The sequence below is a fragment of the Sorangium sp. So ce117 genome (assembly GCF_051524395.1).
Lineage (GTDB): Bacteria > Myxococcota_A > Polyangia > Polyangiales > Polyangiaceae > Sorangium > Sorangium cellulosum_B.
In genome coordinates this window covers 5,246,553-5,269,527 of sequence record NZ_CP150309.1, presented here as the reverse complement: position 1 = coordinate 5,269,527, position 22,975 = coordinate 5,246,553, and the positions used below count along the sequence as shown (strand labels likewise).

The 22,975-nt window shown below is 71.6% G+C and carries 18 protein-coding genes; 7 read left to right on the top strand and 11 right to left on the bottom strand.

Annotation, left to right across the window (positions count from 1 at the left end):
• Nucleotides 1-172: 172 nt before the first annotated feature.
• A complete protein-coding gene (locus WMF46_RS19605) occupies nt 173-1,624 on the bottom strand; it encodes a hypothetical protein (protein ID WP_437987003.1) in 1,452 nt (483 codons plus the stop codon).
• A 326-nt stretch (nt 1,625-1,950) separates the two neighbouring features.
• Between WMF46_RS19605 and WMF46_RS19600 the strand changes: the two genes are divergently transcribed.
• Nucleotides 1,951-3,249, top strand: a complete 1,299-nt coding sequence (locus WMF46_RS19600; protein ID WP_437987002.1) for a glycosyltransferase family 4 protein — start codon at nt 1,951-1,953, stop codon at nt 3,247-3,249.
• Nucleotides 3,250-3,351: 102 nt separating this feature from the next.
• Here the strand turns inward: WMF46_RS19600 and WMF46_RS19595 are convergent, their stop codons facing one another.
• Complete coding sequence (locus WMF46_RS19595; RefSeq protein ID WP_437987001.1) at nt 3,352-3,960, bottom strand: hypothetical protein; 609 nt, start codon at nt 3,958-3,960, stop codon at nt 3,352-3,354.
• Nucleotides 3,961-4,519: 559 nt separating this feature from the next.
• Between WMF46_RS19595 and WMF46_RS19590 the strand changes: the two genes are divergently transcribed.
• Nucleotides 4,520-7,048 (top strand): hypothetical protein, encoded by a 2,529-nt coding sequence (locus tag WMF46_RS19590; RefSeq protein ID WP_437987000.1) that lies wholly within the window; start codon nt 4,520-4,522, stop codon nt 7,046-7,048.
• A gap of 59 nt (nt 7,049-7,107) precedes the next feature.
• On the opposite strand, the gene WMF46_RS19585 is transcribed toward WMF46_RS19590, so the two are convergent.
• Complete coding sequence (locus tag WMF46_RS19585; RefSeq protein ID WP_437986999.1) at nt 7,108-7,416, bottom strand: YciI family protein; 309 nt, start codon at nt 7,414-7,416, stop codon at nt 7,108-7,110.
• 170 nt (nt 7,417-7,586) lie between these two features.
• Here WMF46_RS19585 and WMF46_RS19580 point away from each other — a divergent pair, with 170 nt between their 5' ends.
• Nucleotides 7,587-8,504 carry a hypothetical protein gene (locus tag WMF46_RS19580; RefSeq protein WP_437986998.1) on the top strand — a complete coding sequence of 306 codons (918 nt, stop codon included), beginning with the start codon at nt 7,587-7,589 and terminating at the stop codon, nt 8,502-8,504.
• A 165-nt stretch (nt 8,505-8,669) separates the two neighbouring features.
• On the opposite strand, the gene gloA is transcribed toward WMF46_RS19580, so the two are convergent.
• Together gloA and greB are read right to left on the bottom strand one after the other, a co-directional pair.
• A complete protein-coding gene (gene gloA / locus WMF46_RS19575; protein ID WP_437910006.1) occupies nt 8,670-9,065 on the bottom strand; it encodes a lactoylglutathione lyase in 396 nt (131 codons plus the stop codon).
• A 44-nt stretch (nt 9,066-9,109) separates the two neighbouring features.
• Nucleotides 9,110-9,583, bottom strand: coding sequence for a transcription elongation factor GreB (gene greB / locus WMF46_RS19570; RefSeq protein WP_437986997.1), 474 nt, complete (start codon nt 9,581-9,583; stop codon nt 9,110-9,112).
• Between the two features lie 259 nt (nt 9,584-9,842).
• Between greB and WMF46_RS19565 the strand changes: the two genes are divergently transcribed.
• Nucleotides 9,843-11,702: an acyl-CoA dehydrogenase gene (locus WMF46_RS19565; RefSeq protein WP_437986996.1), complete on the top strand. Its 1,860-nt coding sequence runs from the start codon at nt 9,843-9,845 to the stop codon at nt 11,700-11,702.
• 48 nt (nt 11,703-11,750) lie between these two features.
• On the opposite strand, the gene WMF46_RS19560 is transcribed toward WMF46_RS19565, so the two are convergent.
• Nucleotides 11,751-12,236 carry a hypothetical protein gene (locus WMF46_RS19560; RefSeq protein WP_437986995.1) on the bottom strand — a complete coding sequence of 162 codons (486 nt, stop codon included), beginning with the start codon at nt 12,234-12,236 and terminating at the stop codon, nt 11,751-11,753.
• A gap of 303 nt (nt 12,237-12,539) precedes the next feature.
• On the opposite strand from WMF46_RS19560, the gene WMF46_RS19555 reads away from it, so the two are divergent.
• On the top strand, nt 12,540-14,081 hold the full coding sequence (locus WMF46_RS19555) for a PGRS family protein (protein ID WP_437986994.1): 1,542 nt from the start codon (nt 12,540-12,542) through the stop codon (nt 14,079-14,081).
• Nucleotides 14,082-14,117: 36 nt separating this feature from the next.
• Here WMF46_RS19555 and WMF46_RS19550 read toward each other — a convergent pair whose 3' ends face one another.
• The gene (locus WMF46_RS19550) at nt 14,118-14,906 is read right to left on the bottom strand and encodes a hypothetical protein (protein WP_437986993.1); all 789 of its coding nucleotides are present in this window, start codon (nt 14,904-14,906) and stop codon (nt 14,118-14,120) included.
• A gap of 182 nt (nt 14,907-15,088) precedes the next feature.
• Between WMF46_RS19550 and WMF46_RS19545 the strand changes: the two genes are divergently transcribed.
• Both WMF46_RS19545 and WMF46_RS19540 read left to right on the top strand, forming a co-directional pair.
• A complete protein-coding gene (locus WMF46_RS19545) occupies nt 15,089-16,321 on the top strand; it encodes a di-heme oxidoredictase family protein (RefSeq protein WP_437986992.1) in 1,233 nt (410 codons plus the stop codon).
• Nucleotides 16,322-16,402: 81 nt separating this feature from the next.
• The gene (locus tag WMF46_RS19540; RefSeq protein WP_437986991.1) at nt 16,403-17,464 is read left to right on the top strand and encodes an imelysin family protein; all 1,062 of its coding nucleotides are present in this window, start codon (nt 16,403-16,405) and stop codon (nt 17,462-17,464) included.
• Nucleotides 17,465-17,516: 52 nt separating this feature from the next.
• On the opposite strand, the gene WMF46_RS19535 is transcribed toward WMF46_RS19540, so the two are convergent.
• The 4 genes from WMF46_RS19535 to WMF46_RS19520 form a co-directional block, all read right to left on the bottom strand.
• Nucleotides 17,517-18,287 (bottom strand): PP2C family protein-serine/threonine phosphatase, encoded by a 771-nt coding sequence (locus tag WMF46_RS19535; protein ID WP_437986990.1) that lies wholly within the window; start codon nt 18,285-18,287, stop codon nt 17,517-17,519.
• 129 nt (nt 18,288-18,416) lie between these two features.
• On the bottom strand, nt 18,417-19,922 hold the full coding sequence (locus WMF46_RS19530; protein ID WP_437986989.1) for a hypothetical protein: 1,506 nt from the start codon (nt 19,920-19,922) through the stop codon (nt 18,417-18,419).
• Between the two features lie 251 nt (nt 19,923-20,173).
• Nucleotides 20,174-22,012, bottom strand: a complete 1,839-nt coding sequence (locus tag WMF46_RS19525; protein WP_437986988.1) for an OmpA family protein — start codon at nt 22,010-22,012, stop codon at nt 20,174-20,176.
• 212 nt (nt 22,013-22,224) lie between these two features.
• Nucleotides 22,225-22,890: a hypothetical protein gene (locus tag WMF46_RS19520; protein ID WP_437986987.1), complete on the bottom strand. Its 666-nt coding sequence runs from the start codon at nt 22,888-22,890 to the stop codon at nt 22,225-22,227.
• Nucleotides 22,891-22,975 lie beyond the last annotated feature (85 nt).

Sequence of the window (22,975 nt, the reverse complement as noted above, 5' to 3'; positions counted from 1 at the left end):
ACCGAGGCTGAGCCGCCGCGCGCCACGCGCCACGCGCCACGCGCCACGCGCCACGCCAGCCACGCGCGCGCCGCCCGGTGCACGGTCGTCTCGCCGGCTCTCCGGCGGCTGAGCCGTCGCGCGGGTGAGCGCGCCGCCCCCTGCGGGGGAGCGATTGGCGTGTCGAGGGGGCTTATCGCGCGTCGCGCGTCGCGCGCGGGCCGGCTTGCGCGGCGCGCGCGGGTGGGGCCTCGCCGGAGGTGTCGCCGCCGCCGTCGGGCTCGCGGCCTGGCTCGGGCGCCTGCCAGCGGCCGGAGGGCATCCCCTGGATCATCGCGCCGCGGCGCTCGTCGTCCCATGCGCCGTCGGGATCGCGGCGGAGCGTCCGGTGTCGATCCGTCGATAGCGTCCCCGAGATCCCGGCGCTGACGATGCTCCTCAGCGAGCCGCCGGCCTCGCCTGCGCTCGACGCCGGATCGAGCGCGGCGCGCATGTACTCCAGATCGACGCCGCCGCTCAGCGCGAGCCCGCGCCAGAGGGGATAGGAGATCTCCGCGCCCGCGAGCGCGGTGGTCGTGGACAGCGACCCTTCCCTGGAGGGCGCCGCCGCGCCGGGGGTGAGGTGGAGCGGCGGATTGGCGGCGACGGGGGCGCTGCCGGTCGAGAAGCGGGCGACCCCGGTCACGATGAGGTCCCGGGTCGCGCCGCCCCGGGCGGGCCGAAAGCTCGCTTCGAGGGACGCCTCGTGCTCGTGTCCGAATCCGATCCTCGGCCCGAGCGACGTGTAGGCATAGGCATAACCCGCCGTCAGCCGATAGCGCTCCTCCACGTAGGTGAGCCCGAGCCGCGCCGCCGGCGAGATCACGGCGTCGCGCGACGACAGCACCGGAGGCGGGCTCGCGACGGTCACGCCGCCGGCGACGCGCGTCGAGAGGTTCCGCGTGAGCTCGTGAGACTCGGAGAGGAGCGCGGCGCCGGCGTGGACGCGGGCCGCGCCGCGCGTGAGATCGGTGTCGAGCAGCGCGTGATGGTACTGGGTGACCTCGTACCGGAGCTCGGGTGTCAGCGTGTCCTGCGCGCCGAGGTCGAACGAGGTGCTCACCTCGGCGCGCCCCGTGTGCGCGTCGATCCCGACCGCGGCAGGGTCGTCCGCCGAGAGCGCGCCCGCCTGCTCGTAGCCGACGCCGACGCGCACCGAGGAGCGCCGCGACGCCGTGATGGAGAGGGCCGGCGCGGCGGAGAGCGTGTATTGCAGGCGATCGCCGGACAGGAACGGATCGCGCGCGGCGAGCGCGTCGTCGGCGCGCACGCCGAGGCGCGTCGCGAGGTAGCCGGCCGCGGCCATGGAGAGATCCGCGAGCGGCGAGAGCGCCCAGCCCGCTCCCCCGCCGAGCCGCGCCGAGGCGCTGTCGGAGGGCGTGAGTCGAGCCGGGTCGAGCGAGACCTGAAATACCCGCTCGTAGCTTCCATCGACGCTCACTCCATAACGAGACACCTCGCCCCGGAGAGAGCCCTCGAGCGAGCCGACGACGCCAGCCATCAGCGCTCCCGAGCCCACGTCCCCGACGTTCGACGCCACGCTCTGCTCCAGCGCCGCCCGCGCCGTCACGTCGGAGTCCCACATCGGCAAGACGAACGAGAACACGCGCCCCCTCGCTGTCGAGCGGCAAGCCCCGCGGCACGGAGCGACCCGAATCGGCCGCCCTCCCCTCCCCGGCAGCACGCCCGGCGCCCGGAGCGTCCCACGTTCGATGATGTTTGCAACATTACAAATCTGGCCTCGGCGTGCGCGTGCCACCGCGTGCAGCGCGAGGGGCTGAGCGGCGCCGCCGGGGACGCTCCTGAGAGCGGGCCAGGCCGTGCAATGCGCGCGCTCGCGGTGTGGACGTGCGCCGACAGGGCAGGACGTACCCCGGAGTCCATGGCTGCCCCGCTGAGGGCGGACCCATCGAATGTAACAAATGTTACACCATGAAGTCTGGTGTGAACGTGGGCATGAAGGAGGCGGGCTGGCCGAGGCCGCTGCGCGTCCTCTGGGTGACGCGCATCTTTCCGAACCGGGTTGAGCCGCTGTCGTGCGCGTTCCAGCGGCAGCAGCTCGCGGCGCTGTCGCGCCGGTGCGCCGTGGAGGTGCTCGCGGCGATCCCGTACCACCCGGGCGTATCGCTCCTGGGCGATCGCACACGCCCGGGCCGGCTGGTGGCGGTGCCCGCGCGCGACGAGATCGACGGCGTCTCCGTGGTCCACGCGCGCGCGCCGTACCTTCCCGGGGCGGGCCGGGTGCTGGCGCCCGTGAACGCGCCGCTCTACCTGGCGGGGCTCCTGCCGTATGTCCCGCGGCTAAGGGGGCGGTTCGACGTCGTGCTGGGGGCGTGGCTCTACCCCGACGCCTGCGCCGCGGCGCTGCTCGCCCGGATGCTCGGCCTCCCGTATGCGGTGAAGGCCCACGGCACGGACGTGAACGTCGTGGCGCGCTGGCGCTCGGTGCGGCCGCTCGTCGGCAGCGCGCTCCGGTCCGCCGCATGCGCCATCGGCGTGAGCCGGCCGATGGTCGAGGCGCTCGTGGCGCTCGGCGCGCCGAAGGAGCGCGCGGTCCTCGTCCGCAACGGGGTCGACCGCGCGCTCTTCCGCCCTGCCGACCGGCGCGCTGCCCGGCGCGAGCTCGGGCTCCCGGCGCGCGGGCGCATCGTCACCTTCGTCGGGCACGTCAGCCGGGAGAAAGGGATCCACGAGCTGCTGCGCGCGTTCGAGGCGCTCGGCAGGGACGGCCACGACGGAAGCGAGCCTGTCCATCTCGTGATCGTCGGCGACGGTCCGGAGCGGGCTGCGGTCGAGCAGGCCGCCGCGCAGCGCGATCGCGAGCGCGCGCCCGCCGATCCGAGCGAGGGGCGCGGCCGGATCATCGCGGTCGGGGCGAGGCCGCTCGCCGCGGTTGCCCGCCACCTCGCCGCGACGGATCTCCTGGCGCTTCCGAGCTGGGCGGAAGGAACGCCGAACGTGGTGCTCGAGGCGCTCGCGGCTGCGCGTCCTGTGGTGGCCACGCGCGTCGGGGGCATACCGGATGTGGTGACGCCGGGGCGCACCGGCCTTCTCGTTCCGTCGCGCGATGCCGGGGCGCTCGGCCGGGCGCTCCGCGAGGCGCTCGCGCGGGCCTGGGACGAGGACGCGTTCGCCGAGGCGGCGCCGCCGTCGTGGGAGGAGAGCGCCGAGGCGCTTCAGCGGCTGCTCGCGCGGGCGGCGTTCGGGGACGACGGGCGGGCCGCCGCCTAGTTCCATGTCAAAAATCCCGCCAGGGATTGCTGCCACGGAACCAGCGCGGCCGCGAAGCGGACGCTGAGGTTCGGGGCGAAGTCCAGAGGAATCAGCGGCGGATCACCAGTAGATCGACCAGGTGCACCGCGGCGCCCCGCGGTGCCTGCAGGCCGTATGCTCGACCGAGCTGCGCTTGCTGCCCAGGAGCGCGAGGCCCGCCTCGACCCAGCCCGAGATGGCATGGCCGCACATGTAGAGCGGCAGGCCGCCGCCCGAGAGCGTGGCCCTCCCCGCGGCGTCGCTGGTGGCCGTCGCGCTGAAGTCGCCGTACTTGAAGTAGGTCTTGTACATGAGGCCGAAGCGCTTGAAGAGCACCGACGGCGAGCCCCCCGTCGCCATCGTCTTGTAGGTCGTCGTCAGGTCCTTCCGGGCGACCTCCGCGCCGAAGAAGCGCATCTTCTCCATCCTGCCGCCGAAGAGCCCGTGCAGGAGCGCGCAGTCGATCTCGAGGAGCGGCGCCATGTCGTGCCAGGCCAGAGGCATCGGCGGATCGTCGAGGTAGCGGGCTGCCTGCGGCGACAGCTGGCGGCTCAGATCCGCCACGACCCGCTCGCCATAGCTCTGCCGCAGGGTCTCGGCGCGGGAGCCGATCAGGGTGCCCTTCACGAGATTCCCCTCGCGGAGGACCCGAGGATCGCCAAGGAACTGGGCGGAGTCTGGCGTCGGCATACTGCAGAGCGCTCCTATCTTCGCCCAGTATAGCGACAGATCCGCGCGGAGGTGTGGCGGATTCGCGTCATGTGTCCTCGATCCGCCATGCGCGTGTCCTCCGAGGTTCCGCGGTGTCCGAGTCTTCCGGGGCCGCGGAGGTGCGCGGAGGCGAGGGCTCACTCCGCTCGGTATTTCGATTGCGCTCCCTATTTCGACGTCGCCGCCGTCCTGCCCCGCGAAGCGCGAGCGCCGCCTCGGCCCCGATGGCGTCGCCTTACCAGGTGAATGGTATGCGGCATTACCATCGACACGACGTGCATGGCGCCGTCCTCCGCCGGTCGAGCACAGGGAGGAAGCGCGCGTCTCGGCCCGAGGGGTGATTAGGTCGCCACGCGCGAGCCGCTCGGCGGCACCGTCGATGTTGGTCATGTGACACGGACGCACACGGCTCATTCCTCGTGACGCGCGGCGCGCGGCGCGCGGCGCGCACGCAAATACTCGGCACGACGCGTGCTGTTCAACGTGGGTCAACGCTGGCCGGCGCGGCTGTTCGCGCCCAGCGATACCGAGAACCAGCATGCGACCGATTCACCACATCCTCACCGCCGCGGCGCTCTCTCTGGGCCTTGTCGGGGCGCCGGGGCGCGCCGCCGCGCAGCCTGTCACCGGTCACCCGCGACTCTGGCTCACGAACGAACACCTCCCGAGGCTGCGCGGGTGGGCCGCGGACAGCCGAAACCGCATGTACAGGGAAGCCATGTTGCCCGCGCTCCGGGGTGCGATCGCAGCTTACGAAGGCCGGTTCTACCCGAATGGCCGGCCGAACCCGACGTGGCCGGACGGCGGCACCAACGCCTACGAGCAGTATCCGACCGAGGCGTATGCCGAGTTTTTCGCGTTCATGTCGCTCATCGATGCCGACGTCGCGGCCCGCCCCACCCACGCCGTCAGGGCGCGCAATCTCTTGATGGTCGCCATCGAGGAGGCGAGCAAGGGGAGAGCCGACGGCCAGCCCTTCCGCCGCCCGGGGTTCGCGACCGGCGATCGCTCGCGCTGGTGGGGTGAAGGGTTCCCGCTGACGGTCGATTGGATCTATGACGCGACCGACAGCGGCGGCCGTCCGGTGCTCTCCGCCGGCGACAAGGCCAAGATACGGCAGGTCTTTCTCAGGTGGATTGACGACAACCTCCACGCCTCGACGGCGGGCAACGAGCACCCCCACCCCGTCGGCGTCATGAACGATCCGGCGCTGCTCCGCGATCCACTCCAGCTCAGGTGGGCTGCGAACAACTACTATCTGGGCCATCTGCGCCAGGTCACGCTGATGTCGCTCTCGATGGACGACGCGGACGACCCTCCGCTCGATCCGAGCGCGCCGGCGGGGGCGCTCGGCAACACGCTGCGCAGCTATCGCGCGCACGCGACGGGCGCGTGGCTCTACCAGGCCTTTGCCGTCTTCGAGGCCTCCGAGACCGCGGCCAAGCAGCTCGGGGTCCCGTCCGACGGGCTCGGCGTGGCCAGCGGCGGCCTGCCCGTGGAGGGCTTTCTCTACGGCGGCGGCGTCGCGACCCTCCACCACGCGCTGCTCGGGCTCTATACGGCCGGCTACGGCACCCAGGCCCAGTCAGGGCCTCAGATCGGGCTTCTGCGCAGCGGATACTGGGACCGCTTCACGGACGGGTTCCTGCACTCGATCGCGCCGGGCCCGGTCACGTACCCGTCGAGGCGCGACCTCGGGCCGGTCTACGAGATGGCGAACTACGGCGACGCGCTGCAGGTCTGGGTCGAGCCGCGCTTCGCGGAGCTGTTCGGCTCGCTGGGCGTCTACGATCAGCTCACGGGCAACACCGCGCGCTTGCAGAGGTCGCGCTGGATCGTGGCCAACACGATCGCGGGCGGCGCGCCCGAGCTCTACGCGCGCACGTCCAAGATCTGGGGCTCGCCCGCCCCGAGCCGGGCGATCCTGAGCTTCATGCTCTTCGACCCGGCCGCGCCGCTCCCGGCGGACCCTCGCCCGTCGATGCCCACCGCCTTCTTCGAGCGGGCGCAGGGGCGCGGCTCCCTCCGCGCGCGCTCGGACTGGACGGCGGGCGCGACGTGGTTCACCTGGCGGTGCGGCTGGGTCACCATCAACCACCAGATCGGCGATTGCAATCAGATCGAGCTCTACCGGAAGGGAGAGTGGCTGACGAAGGAGCACACGAGTTACTCGAACAACCTGATCGGGGCCACGACCGACTACCACAACACCCTCTCCCTGCAGAACGACAAGCCGTCGAATATGCGCTGGTTCGAGAAGGAGATCGTCGCGCGAGGGGGCCAGTGGCGCGAGGGGCGCGCCGCCGGCGATCCGATCACGCGCATGACCCGGGGCGCCGGCTACGTGTTCGCTGAGGGGATAGCGACGGATCTGTACAACACCCGCGAGAACGTCTGGACGCCCACGGACGCCGCCCGCGACATGGTCCATGCGAGCCGGTCGGTCGTCTGGCTGCAGCCGGATCACGTGGTCGTCTACGACCGCGCGACGTCGCGCACCGCCGGCCGGTTCAAGCGGTTCAACCTGATGACCACGTCGGCGCCGCGGATCGCCGGCCGGACGGCAAGCGCCGTGACCCCGCGGGGGCAGACGCTGTTCATCCAGAGCCTCTTGCCGCGGAGCGCCCGCATGGCGGCCGTGCCGGTCGAGAACGTCGACAAGCCGGCGGCGATGGAGCCGACGACCCACCGCCTCGTCGTGGAGGATCAGAGCGCTCCGACGGACGTCCGCTTCCTGCACGTGCTGCAAGGCGCGGACGCGGGCGCGGCGATGGACGCGGCGACGCGGATCGACAGCGCGCAGGGCTCCGGCTTCGACGGCGCGCTCGTGGCAGGCACGGTCGTCCTCTTCCGCTCGGATCTGCGCTCGGAACCGCGAGCGAGCTCGGGGCCGCTGTCCTATCAGGTGCCTCGCGCGACGCGCCGGCACGTGATCACCGGTCTCCTGCCGAAGGCCGGCTACGACGTGGCCGTCGTCTCCCGGGAGCCGGAGCTCTCGATCCGCATCACGCCGGGCGGGCGCTACAGGACGGACGACTCGGGCGTGCTCTCGTTCGACACGCCGTAGCGCGCGGCGCGGTTCTCGGCGCGGACGGCGCCGGCGCGATGAACGGCGGGGCGCTCCCTTCAGGGCTTCGGGGCGAACACCCTGTCGAGCTCCTCCTTTCCGAACACCGGCGCCCAGGGCAGGAGCTCGTACTGCGCCAGCCCCTTCGCCGTGAAGGGATCGCCGTCCCGGATCCGATCCAGCGTCGCCGCGGCCGCCTCGTCGGGCACCCGGAGCAGGAGCGCGCCGCCGAAGCGGGGATCGAGCGGCCCTGACACGAGCAGCAGTCCCTGCTCGATGAGCCCCTTCAGATAGGCGCGGTGGGCGTCGACGGCCGGGAGCACCTCGTCGAGCGGTCGCCTGTAACGAATGATCGCAATCGCGTACATGATGTCGTGAGTCCTCGCGCCGCAATCTACCAGAGCACAGCGCGCCCGGCCGGAGAGTCTGTTCGCGCCAGGGCGCCCTCCGGCCGAGCCTCCGGCGGCAATCGCGCGGTCCCCCTTTCCCTTCGCGCTTCTGTCTGGCAGTGTGCGCGCCCTCCGCTGGAGACACCTGTATGGCGAGACCCCCGAAAGCAGCACCTGCTCCCGTTCTCCCGTCCTCGCCGGCCGCCGCGCTCGCTGCGTACGGCCGCGTTGAGCCGAAGCTCCTCGAGCTCGGCCCCGACGATCTCGTGACCGTCTACGTCGAGGTCCCCAGGGCCGTGAGCTCCGTGCTCTCCGCCCTGCCCCACCTGCGCGAGCTCCGCGACGAGATCGTCCGGGATCTCCCGAACCATCCGATCGCGATGCTGGACGAGCTCGAGGATTACGCCCTCGCGGCCTGGTACGCCGATCTTCTCTACAGCACGCCCGCGAGCGAGCTCGACGCGAAGAAGCTCACCGAAGACGCCGGCACGCTGCGGGAGGCGCTCCTCGTCGCCGCCGAGGCGCTCAGTCACAGGAACCTGCTCGACAAGCAGCGCGTCGCCGACATCCGCAAGGGCAAGGGGCACGCAGATCTCGCGAGCGATCTCATCGCCCTGGCCGAGCTCTTCCGCGGCTCCTGGGACAAGGTCCGCGCCAAGACGGCGGTCGAGGACGAGGAGCTCGAACGCGCCGCGGATCTCGGCGTGCGCCTCCTCGCCGCGCTCGCCGCGAAGCCCGGCAAGGGCTCGTCCGCGGCGCCGAAGATCACCGACGCCGGCGATCGCCGCGCCCGCGCGATCTCGCTGGTCGCGAAGGCGTACGAGGAGTGCCGCCGCGCCGTCGCGTACCTGCGCTGGCACGAGGGCGGCGACGGCGACCTCGCCCCGTCGCTGCTGCAGAAGCCGCGCGGCCGGCGCCCGAACGCCGAGAAGGCCGCCGCGGCCGCGAGCAGCGCCTCGTCCGAGGCGCCGGCCAAGGCGCCCGACGAGGAGGCGTCCGCGGCAGAGGGCGGCGAGCTCTCGTCCCCCGAGCCGGCGAACGACGCCGCGCCGGTCGCGGGCGCCTGAGCACCCGCGCCTCGCGGGCTCGAAGCGAGCCCGCAGGCGAGCGCACAGCAGAGGCAAGGCGCGGGCAGCGCGGAGGCTCCTCTGGGCCTCCGGCTGCTTCGCACCCTCCCCTGCCTCGACGCGCCTCGCCGACCTCGATCTGCCGGCCTCGAGTCCCGGCTCCGGCTACCGGCTCCGGCTCGACTCCTCGATGAGCTCGACCTTGTAGCCGTCCGGATCCTCGACGAACGCGATCACGGTCTTGCCGTGCTTCATCGGGCCCGGCTCGCGCGTGATCTTCCCGCCCGCCGCCCGGATGCGGTCGCAGGCCCCGCGGATGTCGTCGACCCCGAGCGCGATGTGCCCGTACGCCGTGCCGAGCTCGTATCTGTCCACGCCCCAGTTGTGCGTGAGCTCGAGCTCGGCGTGCTCGGGGTTCTTCCCGTAGCCGAGGAAGCAGAGCGTGAACTTGCCCTCGGGGTAGTCCTGCCGCGACAGGAGCTGCATCCCGAGCACGTCCCTGTAGAAGCCGATCGAGCGCTCGAGATCGCCGACCCGAAGCATCGTGTGCAAGATCCTCATGCCGATTCCCGTCTCCTTCTCCGGCCCTGGCGCCCGCGCGGCGCTCAGCCGTAACGCACCGAGATGAGCTCCATCTCCGCCTCGCCCGCCGGGCGGCGGACCGTGATCACGTCCCCCGCGCGCTTGCCGAGGAGCGATCGACCGACCGGAGAGCGCCAGCTGATGCGCCCTGCGGCGCTGTCGATCTCGTCCTCGCCCACGATCTGGTACGTGCGGCGCGCGCCGTCCTCGTCCTCGATCTCGACCGTCGCGCCGAAGAAGACCTTGTCGCCGCGCTGCTCGGACGGATCGACCACGACGGCCTTCTCCAGCCGCTTGGTCAGGTAGTGCATCCGCCGGTCGATCTCGCGCAGCTTCTTCTTGCCGTAGATGTACTCGGCGTTCTCGGAGCGGTCGCCCTGCGCCGCCGCGTCGGCGACCTCCTGGACGATGCGAGGCCGCTCCACGGAGCGGAGCCGCCCGAGCTCTTCGGACAGCCTCCTGGCCCCGCTGGGCGTGATGTAAGCCGGGTCGGACATGGTCGATCGCGAGCGAGCCTACGCCGCGCCGCTCGCCAGTTCAACGCCGTGGATCCCGGCGCGGGAGCCCCGCCGAAGACCCGCCTCGGATGCCCCGATCTTCATGGATCTCCACGAGATTCTTCGCATGTTGCGGACGGCTATTGACGCGTCGCGGCGACATGCTAGGCGAATGCAGAACTGTGCCGCAGCTGCGCGGAAGACCGGGAAGGGAACCGGCTGCCAGCGCCTCCCTGCCGCGGCAACGAGGAGGTCTCCCATGTCGAACGCTCAAACCCACCAGAACCGCTACAAGGCCGACCTCCGCGAGATCCGCTTCCTCCTGTTCGAGCAATTCCGCCTGGACGAGCTGCTCGGCAGCGCGCCCTACGACGCGTGGGGGCGCGACGAGGTCGGGATGGTCGTCGACGAGGCGTACAAGTTCGCGTGCGACGTCTTCGGGCCGCTCAACGCGGTCGGCGATCGGGTCGGCTGTCGCATCGAGGAGGGGCAGGTCAAGACCCCGCCGGGGTTCAAGGGCGCGTGGGACAAGCTGTATGAGGCCGGGTGGAAGTCGGTCTCGGTCTCGCCCACCTACGACGGTCAGGGCGGTCCCTTCACGCTCTACACGGTCGTGGAGGAGTTCCTCTGCGGCGCGAACGCGGCGCTCAACATGTACCCCGGGCTGACGTACGGCGCGGCCGAGGTGATCGAGCACTTCGGGACGCCGAGGCAGCGCGACCTCTTCTTGAAGCGGATGTACGGCGGGCAGTGGAGCGGGACGATGTGCCTGACCGAGCCCCAGGCCGGGTCGGACGTCGGCTCGTCGCGGACGAGCGCGGTGAAGCAGAAGGACGGCAAGTACCTCATCCGCGGCACGAAGATCTTCATCTCCGGCGGCGATCAGGATCTCACCGAGAACGTGGTGCACCTCGTCCTCGCCCGCGTCGAGGGCGCGCCCCCCGGCACGAAGGGGCTCAGCCTCTTCGTCGTGCCCAAGGTCCGGGTGAACGACGACGGCTCGCTCGGCGGGCCGAACGACGTCGTCGTCGGCAACATCGAGCACAAGATGGGCATCAACGGGTCGTCGACGTGCGTGCTCAACTTCGGCGAGAGCGACGCCTGCCTCGGGGAGCTCGTCGGCACCGTCGAGCACCAGGGCATGCCGCAGATGTTCCGGATGATGAACGGCGCGCGCATCTCCGTCGGCCTGCAGGGCGTGTCGGTCGCGTCCTCGGCGTACCTGAACGCGCTCGAGTACGCGAAGGATCGCAAGCAGGGCTCGTCGATCCTCCAGTGGAAGGACGCGACGGCGCCGCGCGTGCCGGTCATCGATCACCCGGACGTGCGGCGGATGCTGCTCGACATGAAGAGCCGCGTGGAGGGCATCCGCGCGCTCATCATCAAGCTCGCGCGCCACCAGGACGCGGTCGCCGTCTACCAGGGCAAGGACGACCGCGCGGCCGCCTACAACCAGGGCCAGGTAGACCTGCTCGTGCCGCTCGTGAAGGCCTACTCGTCCGACCAGGCGTTCCGCGTCTGCGAGACGGCGATCCAGACCTTCGGCGGCGCCGGGTACACGAAGGATTACCCCGTCGAGCAGTACTGCCGCGACGCGAAGGTCTTCTCGATCTACGAGGGCACGAACCACATCCAGGCGATGGACCTCGTCGGGCGGAAGCTCGGCCAGGGCGGCGGGGTCAACCTGCAGGCCTTCCTGAACGACGTGGCCGAGTTCGTGAAGGCCAACGAGAAGCACCCCGTCCTCGCCGCGAGCATCAAGGAGCTCCGCGAGGCGCACGAGGCCGTCGCCGGCACCGCGATGCGGCTGCTCTCGTGGTTCCAGCTGGGCAAGATGCCGATGGTGCCGCTCGCGGCGAACCGCTTCCTCGAGATGATGAGCGAGCTCGCGATCGGCTGGCTCCTGCTCGACGGCGCGGTCATCGCGCTCAAGGCGATGGAGGGCCTCCCGGCCGGCGACGCCGGCGCGAAGGACCGCGCCTTCTACGAGGGCAAGAAGCACGCTGCCCTCTACTTCGCGGCCAACGTGCTGCCGCACGCGAAGTTCTCCGCCGAGATCCTCGGGCGCGAGGACTCGTCCGCGCTCGACATCCCGGCCGACGCGTTCGCGACCGTCTGACCTCCCTCCCCGCGCCGCCCCGCCTCCGGGCGGGGGCGCGGCGCGGGCTCACGCGGGGACCGTGAGCCGCTCCGCCAGGTCCCGGACGGGCACGGGCATCGTCGGGTCGCGCGAGACGGCCATGATCTCGGCGCGGAGCGCGCGGACCTCCGTCAACCGGAGCCACGAGAGCGCGAGCCGCGTCATGCTCGGCAAGCCTCTCGCGAGCACCGCGCGGACGACGTCGGCCGCGGGGAACGAGAAGGCCACCTCCTCGGGGGGCAGGCCCGCGGCCTTCGCCGCCGCCTCGATGCTCGCGTCGAAGTCGTCCCGCTTCGTCTCCAGCACCTCGAAGAAGGCCCGCCCGCGCTCCGACGCGATGGCCTGAGGCGCCCCGCCGCCTTCGGGCGCGAAGACCCAGGCGCCCGAGCCGTCCAGCCCCACCCGGGCGCCGGACTCCAGCGTGACGAGCGGCAGGAAGCGACCGCCTTCAATCGGCTCGCCGCCGCCGGCATCGATCAGCTCGCGCACGAGATCCCTCAGGTTCGCGCTCATGGGCCGATGGTCGCACGGAATACCCGGCGATGGGCAACTGGGGGCAACTTGGGGCAACTGGGGGCAACTGAGCCGACACGCCGCGCGCCGGCAGGCGCGCGGCGGCCGCGCGCTCATGCACGCCGAGGCCCTCGTCTCCTCCCCGCCCGGGTGACCCCTCCCCCACCCGGGCGACGCCCGCGCCCGCGCCCGCGCTCGCCAACGAGGGCGCGCGTGACGGGGCAGGCGTGGCGATCGCGCCGGTCGGCACGCGCAGGTCGCTTTGCTTGGAAAACGCGCAGGGCTGACCGGAATAGGAATAGTATGAGGATTCGATTCAAGGTTGATGCATGGGCAGTGGGGTTCATTCCGGTCGCGATGGCGTTGAGCGGCTGCTTCGAGCAGCCGGATAATATCATCGGGATCGGGAACCTCGAAGACGAGCTGTCCGACGAGGCCTGCACTCCGAGCAAGCACGAGACGGTCCCCTCGAACTGCGGGGTGTGGGTCTCGAGCACCCTGGGGAACGACGGCAACGCGGGGATCCAGAGGGCGCCCCTGAGGACGATCTCGGAGGCGTTCCAGCTCTCCCCGGACAAGGGAAGGCGCATCTATCTCTGCGCCCAGACGTTCGATGAAGCGGTGATCGTGCCCGGGGGACACAAGCTCTTCGGCGGGCTCGATTGCGACGACCGCTGGCGCTGGATAGGCGACAAGAAGAAGACCACGCTCACCGCTCCCGAAGGCGAGACGCCGCTCTCGTTCGACAACGGCGAAGGCGCGGCGGTGATCGAGGATCTCCACGTGATCGCGCGCTCGATCCCGGTGACCCACACCGAGCTGGCAGGCCGATCGGCGATCGCCGCGAACAGCTCCGGGGTCCCTGTCCATTTCACGCGGTGCATCCTGGAGGCGGGCGACGGGGCGCCGGGGGCGAGCGGCGGGGCGTTCGTGGACGGCGCTGCCGAGAAAGGGATGACCGGCAACTTCGGCAACGCCGCGTGCTCGGCCACGACGGTCACCGGCGGGCTCCCCGTGAACAACACCTGCGGTACGCCCGACGATCGGTCGGACGACTCGCGCGGCGGCACGGGAGGGACGGGTGGCCTGGAGTCCGGGGGGGATGGAAGCAGCGGGGTTCCGAGCGATGGGATGAACGGCGGCAAGGGCGAGACCAGCACCCAGCGCTGCACCGCGGGGCAGGAGGGCGCGGACGGGGTGGACGGGAGTCCGGGCGCCGGTGCGACGGGCTTCGGCGATCTGTTCCTGGATGGGTATATCGGCCCGCTCGCTGGCGACGGGACGCCGGGCAGGCGGGGCCAGGGCGGCGGAGGAGGCGGCGGCGCGAAGGGCGGCACCGGCGCGCAGATGTGTCCTTTCGAGGCCTCTGCAGCCGGCGCCGGCGGAGGCGCCGGGGGCGCGGGCGGGTGCGGGGGGCTCGGCGGCCGCGGCGGAGGCGCCGGCGGGGTGAGCATCGCCCTCTTCGTGGGGAGCGCGTCTATCGACTTGAACGACGTGGTCCTGAAGACCGGCCGCGGCGGCAATGGCGGCGCTGGGGGCGAAGGCCAGCCGGGCGGCGAGGGCGGCGACTACGGGGCAGCCGGGACCCGAGGCGAGGCCACGGGGCTGAACGCCGCCTGCCCTGGCGGTCGCGGTGGCCGGGGCGGTCAGGGCGGCCCGGGCGGCGGCGGGCTCGGTGGCCACTCGATCGCCATCGCGTATGCGGGCATCGAGCCTTCGCTCACGAACACGACCATCGATCTGGGTGAGGCCGGGATCGGAGGGCGCGGGGCCAGCCGAACCCATGACGGAGCCGACGGCGTGGCGGCGGAGATCTACGATATCGAGCAGCGGTTCCGGCAGTAGCGCGGCGTGAGGTCCGCGCCGCGACAGCGCCCCGATCTACGCCGGCGCCGCGGGCGCGGGCCAACTCCGATCCTCCTGCATGCAGCGGAGCTGCGTCACGCGCCGTCCCTCGGCGGTGGTCACCACGATCTCCCGAACGGGCGTGTCGCGCCGCGCGCGTCGACTCAGCTTCTCGACCACCAGGAAGCCCTCCCGCGCGCCCGCGAGGCGGAGGAACTCGTCGAACAGCGCGATGTGCGCGCTGCGCGCGCCCTCGTCGGCCGTCGCGATGCGCCGCTGGGTGGTGACGCCGATCGCCAGCGCGCCGCCCCGGGCCCGCACGACCATCGCAGGATCGAGCCCACGCTGGCTCTCGTCAGGCACCGTCCAGATGTCCGCGACCCCCGCTTCGGTGAGGCGTCGCTTCATGTAGTAGAAGGAAGACTCGAGCGTGTTGTTCCGGTACGGGATCGCCTTCGACTCGATCGGATCGACGTGATTCCGCCAGAACGCGATCAGCGCGCGCGCCCAGCGCCCGCCGTCGAGCCGGCGATCCTGGAACGGCCAGTCCTCCGCCATCGCCTGCGCGCACACGCCGCGCAGCGCCTGCTCGTCGATGCCGCGCGTCGCCAGGCAGGGCGCGCAGTGCATGTAGGCCGTTCCCCTGTCGAGGAGCGCGCCGCACATCGAGCAGATGTCGTTGCCGTAGCCGGGGCCCATGTACCGGAGCCAGCCGGCGCCGAGCTCCTCGTGAGCCGCGCGGCGCTCCTCGTTCCGCTCGATCTCCCGCAGTCCGTCCCGGAGGGCCTTCGAGGCCGCGCGCCGCTCGTCATCTCGCTGCTTCATCCGCTGTCCTCCAGCGTGAGCCCGTCCGCGCCGGCTCGCGCAGTGTAACGCCCGAGCCTCCGCCACGCTTCGCAAGGAGGTGGGATCCGCCCGCGCGCGATCCGGCACACCAGCCCGGCGAGCGCGCCGCCGTGGGTTATTGACGCTGACTTTCATTTACGGCTACGGTTCCGGTCGACGACATGTCACGATTTGCCCTGTTTCTTGCGCTCCCGCTGGTCTTCAATGTGGGTTGCGGCTCGGAGTCCGCTCCCGACGATCCTCTGGCTGGCATCACGCTGATCGGTGATGACCTCACCGACATCCCGCTGCACGACGCTTCTGCCGAGCAGGTAGCTCGGTTCAAGGACGGCGACGCGCTCTTCGATTTCGTCTTTCGCGAGCGCGATGGCCTCGGGCCGCTCTACATCCGCGCGGCGTGCGCCGGCTGTCACGACGGCGCCGCGCGCGGCCCGGGCGCGGTCCAGAAGATGGCGCTCGTCGAGGACGACGGCGTGACGCCGGCGGCGGATCAGGGGGGGCTCCCCTACGGACACACGTTGCGGCCCTACGCCGTCGGGGGGGCGACGACGCTCTCGCAGCCCGAGACCGAGGCGACGATCAAGGTCTCGAAGCGCCTCGGCCCGCCGGTGTTCGGGCGCGGCTACATGGAGGCGGTCGACGACGCCGAGATCGAGCGGGTCGCGGCCGAGCAGGCCGCGCGCGGCGACGCCATCCGCGGGCGCATCAACCGCGTGGTGTTCCACTCGAAGAAGAGCGGGGACGAGTCGTTCTACGCCTTCGTCGAGGGCGACGAGAACCTCATCGGCCGCTTCGGGTTCAAGGCGCGGGTCGCCACGCTCGACGACTTCACGGCCGACGCCTACCAGGGCGACATGGGCATCACCTCGCCGCTCCGGCCGGACGAGCTGCCGAACCCCGACGGGCTCACGGACGACGCCAAGCCGGGCGAGGACGTGGTGCTCGACACGGTGAACGCCGTCGCCGACTACATGCGCTTGCTCGAGATCCCGAGGCGCGCGCCCGCCGACGCGCGCGGCCAGGAGCTCTTCGCCGAGGCCGACTGCGCCGCCTGCCATGTCCCCTCGCTGAGGACGCGCGCCGACTACCCGATCGCGCAGCTCGCGGACATCGACGCTCCGGTCTACACGGATTTCCTCCTGCACGACCTCGGCCCTGATCTCGCCGACGGGCTCGCCGACGAGTCGGCCAGCTCCGTCGCCTGGCGGACGGCGCCGCTCATCGGCGTGCGCCACAGCACCTCGTACCTCCACGACGGCCGCGCCAGGACCATCGAGCAGGCCATCTTGCTCCACGACGGCCCCGGCTCGGAGGCCGCCGCTTCGGTCGCCGCGTTCCGCGCGCTCTCCTACGAGGATCGCGGGGCGCTCATCGACTTCGTGCGCTCGCTCTGATCGACGTCCACCGAGACGCACACGCACCAGTCCACATCGCGCGCTCGCCCCACGCGAGCGGTGACAAGGAGCTCGAACATCATGCACATCCCCGCCCGCCTGCGGTCCGGTCTGGCCATCGCCGCCGCCGCCCTCTCGCTTCCTGCGTGCGGAAGCGACAACGAGACGCTGCTCACCGACGCGGAGTACGAGCAGCAGGCAGTGCTCGACGTGAAGGCCTTCATCCAGGACAACATCGACAAGTTCGCCGCCGCCACGGCCGCGCTCCAGGCGGCCGCGCCCGCGCCGGACGCCGACGGGTGGAGCGCGACGAGCGACAAGGAGGCCGTCGATGCCATGAAGGCCGAGTGGAAGAAGGCACGGCAAGCCTACGAGAGCGTCGAAGGAGCCATCGCGGTCGTCTTTCAGGATCTCGACTACTCGACGGATGCCCGCTACGACGCGTTCATCGAGGAGCAGGCCGACGACAACCTCTTTGATGGAGAGGGCGTGACCGGCGTGCACGCCGTCGAGCGCATCCTCTGGGCCGACGCGATCCCGGAGCCTGTCCTCGCCTTCGAGTCTAAGCTCGATAACTACAGCGAGGCCGCCTTCCCTGCCACCGAGGCCGAAGCCGCGTCGTTCAAGGACGAGCTCTGCGCGCGCCTCGCGGCCGACGCGGCGAAGATGCAATCGAATTTCGAAACCCTCGCGCTCGACGCGCCGTCTGCCTACCGCGGGGTCATCGCCTCCATCGCCGAGCAGGTGGAGAAGACCAGCATGGTGGCGACCGGACAGGAGGAGTCGCGCTACGCCCAGTACACGCTCGCCGACATGCGCGCGAACGTCGCGGCCGGCGTGGCGACCTACGAGGCCTTCCAGCCGTGGATCCTGACCAAGGGCGCCGAAGGCGCGGAGGTCGACAAGGCGGTGCTCGACGGCTTCGAGCGGCTGTCGAGCGCGTACGACGCGATCGAAGGCGACGCGCTGCCGCCGCCTCCGGAGGGGTGGAGCGAGGCGGAGCCGACCGACGAGCAGCTCGCGACGCCGTTCGGGAAGCTGTTCTCGCTCGTGGAGCACGAGAGCGACGACGCGACCCCGGGCACGCTCGCCAGCGACATGACGAGGTCCGCTGATCTGCTCCGGATCAAGACGCTCCCGTAGAGCGGGGCGCATCGAAGCAGCACGCCGCTCCGGCGCGGCGCGCTCGGCCGCGTCAGCCGCCGGCGTTCCACCGCACGAGCACGCACGTGACGTTGTCAGGGCCGCCGTGCTGGTTGGCGCGGTCGATGAGGGACCGCGCCGTCGCGGCGAGGTCGCTCTCCTGCGCGAGCAGCTCGGCGATCTCCAGCTCGGGGACCGGGCCCGAGAGCCCGTCCGAGCAGATCAGCAGGAGATCTCCGGCCTCGGGCCGCTCGACGCGCGTGGCCACGTCGACCGTCTTGCCCATCCCGAGCGCGCGCGTCACGACGTTGCGGGCGAGCAGCGGATCCACATCGTCAGGCAGCTGCTCGCCGGTGTTCAGGTGCTCGTTCCAGAGCGAGTGATCCTCGGTGAGCCGCTCGAGCCGGCGCCTTCGGTAACGGTAGACCCGGCTGTCGCCGACGTGCGCGATGCACGCCGAGCTCCCGTCGACGTAGACACCCGCGAACGTCGTGCCCATGCCGTAGCAGAGCGGGTCGCGCTGCCCGACCTCGAAGATGCGCTCGTTGGCGCGCCAGATGGACGAGACCAGGCGCAGCTCGAGGGGCGTCACCTCGTCGTACCCCGTCGGCTGGGTGATCTCGCCCTCGCCGTCCTTGCAGAACGACCGCACGATGTCGACCGCCATCCGCGACGCGACCTCCCCACCGGCGGCGCCGCCGATGCCGTCCGCGACGACGAAGAGGCCGAGATCCAGTTCGACCGCGAAGCTGTCCTCGTTGTGCTCGCGCTGGTGGCCAACGTGGCTGTCACCGGCGGCTTCGATGTGGAGCGGGGGGTTCACAGAGCTTCCTCGTCAGCGGGACGCGTGTCGTGCCGGGAGCATCCAGCGGCGGGGCGCCTCGCGCAAGTCAGGAAGGAGCTCAATTCGAGTGAAGAGCGCCGGCCTGCTCGGGTACGTACGTGACGCGCGTCACGTGCGCAGCGCCGCGGTCGCTGGCGACTGGAGAGGCGGATGGGCGCCGTGCAGCTCGCTGCGTTGCCCGGCAGGGGGCGGGACGCTGGCCGTGAGGGCCTCGAAGCGGCCGTTCTTCCAGGTCACGAGGCCTCCCGAGAGGCGCGCGGCGCTGCCCGCCCCCGGCTCGGACCTCAGCCAGACCAGGGGGCGCGCGGCGAAGACCGGCTTGGTGCAGGCCACGTCCTCGAAGGCGGCGGACCACGAGCCGGTGTTGCCGAAGAACAGCCCGCCCTCCCATGTGCCCTCGGGCGTGTGCGTGTGGCCGAAGACGACCGCTCTGGCGCGATGGGCGCGGGCGACGTGGCGCGCGGCGCGACTGACGCGCTGCCACGTCGCGTCGAGCGGGAGCTTCGGCACGAGGCGCTCGTAGACGATGAGCGCCGCCGGCGCGACGAGCGCCCCCGGCGCGAGCCAGAGCGGAGCGAGCAGCAGCCACACGAGCGCCACCGCGACCGCGAGCAGCGCCAGCGCGGCCCGGTCGAGCCACAGCTCGCGCGCGACGAGCCCCAGCCGATCCTCCGCCGGGGGTGCGAACAGGCGGGCGTGACGGGCCACGGCGCGGAGCGGGGCGCCCGTCTCCTGCGCCGCGGCAGCGAGGCTCTCGCGCAGGCGAGCGCGCCGCTCCGGCTCGCGCCGACGCACGAGCTCGACGAGCGTGCGGAGCGCGCCGAGCGCCCACGCCCCCGCGAGCGAGCGGCTGGAGAACATGTAGTAACGCGCCCAGTGCGCGAGGTACCCGAACGCGGACAGCATGAACGAGGCGTCCACGTGCGGGTTGAAATAGCCCATCCGCGACACGAGCAGCCGGCACACGAGCGAGCCCATGGTGGGCTGGATCTCGCCCGGTTTACGCCCGAACGGGACCATCGGGTAGCGGTAGCTGCAATACGCGTCGTACTGGTTGCCGTGCTCCACGATGATGCCGTCGGGCGTCTTGTGGAACCACGCGCGAAACACGACGCGCGCGCCCAGCGCCGCGCGCGCGTGCGGGGCGCTGGAGAGCGGCGCGTCGCCCAGCGCGGCGAGCGCCGCATCGACGACGCGGGCCCGGATCAGGTCGCGCACCTCGGGCAAGGTGAGCTGGACGTCGTGGTTGCCGGAGATGAACACGACGGTGTGCCCGTCCGCGACGACGCGACCGAGCGCCTCGATGAACACCGGGTGGTCCGCGAGGATCGCCTTCATCGCAGGGACCGCGTGCTCCGCGCTGCGGGGGAGATCGTGAAAGACGCTCTGCTGGTCGATCACGCGCGGCGCATCGAAGTCGAACACATCGCCGTTGAGCACGAGCGTGAGCTCATCGCGCCCCGCGCCGCGCGCCGTGCCCTGCCTCATCTCGTCCCGGAGCGCGTCCAGCATCGCCGCGACCTCGCTGTCGGGGGAGTAAGGAGCCTGACGGTAGCGCATCCACAGGCCGTCACCCGGCTCGAGCTCGCAAAGATGGATATCTGAGATCGCCACCGTATGGAGCATTCGATAAGGTGACACACTCGCCTGTCCACGGCCGTCAGGGAACGGTCACGGCCAGGGGTCGGGCGGCGGCGGAGGCGCATGCGGGCGCGGCGCAGCATGACGTGCCGCGGCGCTGCGATCGCCCTGGACTGCGAGGTATCGGCGTCTGCGCGTCTGGGCGTCTGTCGGGATTTGTGGTGTCTTGGGCGTTGTGTCGTTCGTGGTCGAGCGTGTCGCGCCGCGACGCCGGCGCTTGCTCGCTAGGGCTTTCCCTTGCGCTTGACGATCACGAACTGCACGCGGCGGTTCTTCTGGCGCCCTGTCTTGACGCGGTTGTCCCCGACCGGCTGCTCGAAGCCGTAGCCCTTGGCCACGAGCTTCTCCCTCGGAACTCCGGCGGCCACGAGCCACGAGAGGACCGCGTCCGCGCGCTGCTGCGACAGGCGGAGGTTGTACTCCTCGGACCCGTTGTCGTCGGTGTGGCCTTGCACCTCGACGAGCTCGATATCCGGGTTCTGCTGGATGGCGTCGCGCACCTCGTACAGGACCTCGTCGGAGATGGGATCGACCGTCTCGGCGCGCGACTTGCCGTAGACGACGAACTGCACCGGCTTGGACGTCTTGATCTCGTCGGCGTTGACGCGAACGAACCTGGGGCAGCCGTTCTGTCGTGGATCGGGGTCGGAGGGCCCCCGCTCGTTCGGGCAGGCGTCCGCGGCGCCGCGCACGCCGTCGCCATCCGGATCGTCCGGGCAGCCGTTCTGCTTCGGGTCCCGGTTCGCCGGCCCCTTGGCCTTGGGGCAGGCGTCCGAGGCGTCGGCGATGCCGTCGCCGTCCGCGTCGCCAGGGCAGCCGACCTTCTTCGGGTCGTCGCTCGCCCCGCCGCGCACGCTGGGGCAGGCGTCGATGCCGTCGTGGAAGCCGTCGTCGTCCGAGTCCTCGGGGCAGCCGTTCTCCGTGGCGTCGGCGCTGCGGGCGCCCGGGGTGCTCGGGCACGCGTCGTCGATGTCGAGCACCGTGTCCCCGTCGCGATCGGCCGGAGGACAACCGTCCTTCGCGCGATCGGGCGAAGGATCGCCCTTCACGTCGGGGCACGCGTCGATCTCGTCGTTGATGCCGTCGTCGTCCTTGTCGCCCGCGACGGCGGCGGCCTGGGCGCGAGCCGGGGCTGGCTTCGGGAGCGGCGTCCAGCCGACCATGCCGACGGCGCGGACCGGCGGTGTGCCGATGGCGTTCGTCAGGCCCGGGCCGACCGCGGCGCCGAACGTGAGGCCGTCGAGGACGCGCAGCTTGGCGCCGAAGAGCAGCTCGGCGTTGACGCCCGCCTCGTCGCGCTGCACCGGCGTGCTGGAGAGCAGGAGCTCGTCGCCGAGCGGCGCCCCGCCGTACGCCTCGGCGCCGAGCTGGAGGAGATCGTCGGCGATCAGGAGCCCGGCGGCGCCGCCGAACGTGAACAGCTGCGGCCGGTTGGGGCCGCCTCCGAGCTCGACGCCGCCGCTCGCGCTCCACAGGAACCCGAGCGACGAGCTCGCCGAGCCGACGCGCCCGCCGACGCTCGCGTGGACGGCGCCGCGGGCCTCCGCGTCGCCGGTGTACTGCGCCGACGAGCCGGTGGGCGCGAACAGGTATCCGCCGATCCCGAGCTGGAACGGGCCTGCGTCTTCCCCGAGCAGGCGGACACGCGCGCCGAAGCGCAGGTCGCCGAGCTCGGGCGCCGTCAGCTCGGTGAACTCGACGCCGGGGATGCCCGGGTCGTCGCCCCCTTGCGCGACGGCGAGGGGCGCGTCGATCGAGAGCAGCAGGCGATCCCACAGCGCGAGCGAGGCGTCGAGGCGGAGGAACGTCTGCGAGGAGACGAGGTCGACGGGGGTCTCACCGCTGGTGTGGATGGGGCGGTGGGCGTAATCGAGCATCACGTAGGCGCGCGGCGCGAGGTGGCCGGGAGCGGCCGGGGAAGGCACGCCGAAGAAGGCGTCTCCAGCGGGCGCCGGCTCGAACCGGTCGAGGGAGAACCCGCCGGTGGATTGACCGCGCGAGGCGCCGGCGAGCGTCATGAGGACGGCCGTGGACGCGACCGCTGCGACGGAGGAATGCCTCATCGGCCGGGCACGATAGCGGGGGCGCGTGGCGGGGGGCAACATCCGCATTTCTTCCCTGGCCGCGGCGATCCTGGACGAGGTCCAGGAGACGGCCTGCGACCCGCCCGCGCCGCGTTCGACGTGGCCACGATTCTGGCCACGGGCCGACGGAGCGCGGAGGGCGCGCCGCGCCAGGGACGATCAACGGCTATGGAATGGACGAGCGCGGCGCGTCACGGACAGTCGCCGAAGGCGCTGTTGGGAACGACGCTGCGCGTGATATCCGCCGTGACGGTGGGGATGTCCTGTGTCCAGACGTGATCCATGGGAGCCGCGTCGCAAGTCCCATTCTGTGAAAGGTCCACGTACCAGTGCATCTTGTACGCCTTGTCGCCGGGTATCTGCCCCGTCACGCTGAACGTTCCGTCGGCCTCGATCGCGTCCGACGCGCTCAGGGCCGGCGCGGCATCGCCGGCAGCGACAACGGCCACGTAGACCATGTCACCAGCGGTGTAGGCGGGAACGTAACCGGTGCCGCGGAGGGTGAAATTGAAGCTCTCGCCCGATGTGCCTCCAGCGCCGCCGGAGCCGCCCGCTCCCGCGCCGCCGGAGCCGCCCGCGCCCTCGCCGCCCGTTCCCGTCCCGCCGGCGCCGCCCGTTCCCGCACCGCCTGTTCCCGCGCCGCCCTCGCCGCCCGTTCCCGCGCCACCAGCGCCGCCCGCTCCTTCGCCGCCAGCACCGCCCGTTCCTGTGTTGCTCGTGCTGCCCTCACCCGTGGTGCTGGTCGTCGAGCTCGTCGCCTCCCCCGTGGCGTCGTCAGCTCCGCATCCCGCGCCCGTACCGGCGATGACGAGCGCGCCCATCGCCATCCACACCGCGATCCACCGAGATGCCTGCATGAGGGTCCTCCTTGAAGCTCCGTTATGGCGGGGCGCATCTCCGTGCGCCGCGGGCTCATCCGCGCCGTTCGGCTCGCTGCGGCGC